Annotated in this window: 1 protein-coding gene; it reads right to left on the bottom strand. The window is 67.9% G+C overall.

The annotated features are described in order from the left end of the window. Nucleotides 1–1,034, bottom strand: a 1,034-nt coding sequence (locus tag ENZ75_RS32810) for an amidase (protein WP_164888219.1), incomplete at both ends; no start/stop codon positions are given.

Genomic DNA, 1,034 nt, shown 5'->3' with positions numbered 1-1,034 from the left:
AGCTTCAGCAAGGGCGTCAGGTGAAGCTTGCCGAGCAGGTTCTCGATGAGGTCGTCGGCGCCTTTCGGATCCATTGCGCCGCAGGCAAGCGGCGGGTGGGCAATGATCGGCATCAGCACGGCGTCATACTGCGCGGTCTCTGCGATCAGCCGCCGTGAGGCGGCATGCAGCCGCTGCAGGTCGGCATAGGTCTCGCCGGCCGACACCAGTTCGCCGAAGCGGGCGAGCACGCGCGTGGCCCGCTCGATGTCGCCAGCAACGGAACGGCCGACGCGCAGCGCTTCGGCCCGCATCGTGCCAGCGACGGCGGAGGCAACCGTCCTGCAGAAATCGGCGAAGAAATCGCGGCCGATAAAGGGCAAGTCGATCTCCTCGACCGTGTGGCCGCCCTCGCGGGCAAGCGCCACCGCCGTGTCGAGCGCCTTGAGCGTCTCGTCCGAGATCGGCAGGCGAAGCGGCGATTTGCGGTACACGGCCAGACTGAGCTTGCCGGGATCGCGTGCGGCGGCAGCCGCGAACGTGCCTTTCGGCCGCGGCGCGGCATAGGGCGACAGAGGATCGGGCCCGTGGGTCAGGTCGAGCAGCAGCGCGCAATCGCGCACCGAACGGGTGAGCGCATGGTCGACGACCATGCCGTACCAGCTTTCGCTCACCAGGGGCGTCAGCGGTATACGGCCGCGCGACGTCTTCAGGCCGACAAGTCCGGTGCAGGCGGCAGGCACACGGATCGAGCCGCCGCCATCGGAGGCATGCGCCACCGGCACGACGCCGGCTGCGACCAGTGCTGCCGAACCGCCCGAAGAGCCGCCGCTGGTATGGCCGGTGTTCCACGGATTGCGGGTGATGCCAAAGGCCCTGGATTCGGTCATCAATCGAAGCCCGTGCTCCGGCGATGTCGAGGTGACGATCGGGATAAGTCCGGCAGCGAGATAGCGGTCGGTCAGCGCCGAATTGACATCGGCCAGCCATGCCGGAATGCGGCTGCCGCCATGCGTCGGCACGCCCTTGATGGCGATGCCGAGATCCTTGATGGC

The sequence above is a fragment of the Mesorhizobium sp. M7A.F.Ca.CA.002.04.1.1 genome (assembly GCF_004022805.1).
Taxonomy (GTDB): Bacteria; Pseudomonadota; Alphaproteobacteria; order Rhizobiales; family Rhizobiaceae; genus Mesorhizobium; species Mesorhizobium ciceri.
This window is presented reverse-complemented; position numbering and strand designations above follow the sequence as displayed.